At 65.2% G+C, this 924-nt stretch carries 2 protein-coding genes; both read left to right on the top strand.

What is annotated here, in order from left to right; translation table 11 throughout:
* Nucleotides 1-418 (top strand): response regulator (locus HX846_RS36560; protein WP_178967384.1); only part of this gene is annotated, 418 nt, incomplete at its 5' end.
* Nucleotides 419-497: 79 nt separating this feature from the next.
* A partial coding sequence (locus tag HX846_RS36555) for an SLC13 family permease (RefSeq protein WP_178967383.1) occupies nucleotides 498-924 on the top strand: 427 nt, incomplete at its 3' end.

Genomic DNA, 924 nt, shown 5'->3' with positions numbered 1-924 from the left:
CATGCCGCTGCCCATCAGTGTGGTGGCCGCGCAACCGAGCACCGGCAACCCGTTGCCGGGGAGGCGGCTGCTGGTGCTGGACAACGAAGTCGGCATCCTCGACAGCATGAGCGCGCTGCTTGGGCAGTGGGGCTGCGAAGTGGTCACTGCGACCGATCAGGCCGGCGCACTGGTTGCGTTGCAGGGCCGGGCACCGGAGCTGATTCTCGCGGACTATCACCTGGACCATGGCGTGGTGGGCTGTGAGGTCGTGCACCAGTTGCGCGAGCATTTTGGCTGCAGGATTCCGGCAGTGATTATCACCGCCGACCGCACCGACCAATGCCGCCGTGCATTGCAGCGCCTGGACGTGCCATTGCTGAACAAGCCGGTCAAGCCCGGCAAGTTGCGAGCGGTGTTGACCCAGTTATTGGCCTAGCCACTTGATACCCGTCAACACCGGGCGTGACGCTTTGCCTCATGCTGTGGGCCAGATTTCACGGCCGACGGAGAACCCCATGAGTGCCCCCGCAACAACAGCTGCTTCATTCAAGTTGCCCCTGGGCCTGGTGGTCGGCGTACTGGTGATGGTCGGCGTGCTGCTGTTGCCGCTGCCGGCCGACTTGCCGGTGGCCGGGCACCGGATGCTGGCGATCCTCGCGTTTGCGGTGGTGGTATGGATCACCGAAGCGGTCTCCTACGAGGCCAGCGCGATCATGATCACCTCGTTGATGGCGTTTTTGCTCGGCACTGCGCCGTCGCTGCAAGACCCCACGCACCTGATCGGTTCCAGCCCGGCCATCAGCATGGCGTTGACGGGGTTTTCCAACCCGGCGCTGGCGCTGGTGGCCGGCGCGTTGTTAATCGCCGCAGCCATGACCCATACCGGGCTGGACCGGCGCATCGCGTTGGTCACCCTGACCCGCGTGGGTACCAGCACCCGGG

Source organism: Pseudomonas sp. K5002, assembly GCF_013386655.1.
Classification (GTDB): Bacteria; Pseudomonadota; Gammaproteobacteria; order Pseudomonadales; family Pseudomonadaceae; genus Aquipseudomonas.
Note: the sequence above shows the minus strand (reverse complement) of the source record. Positions and strands in the feature narration are given on the sequence as shown.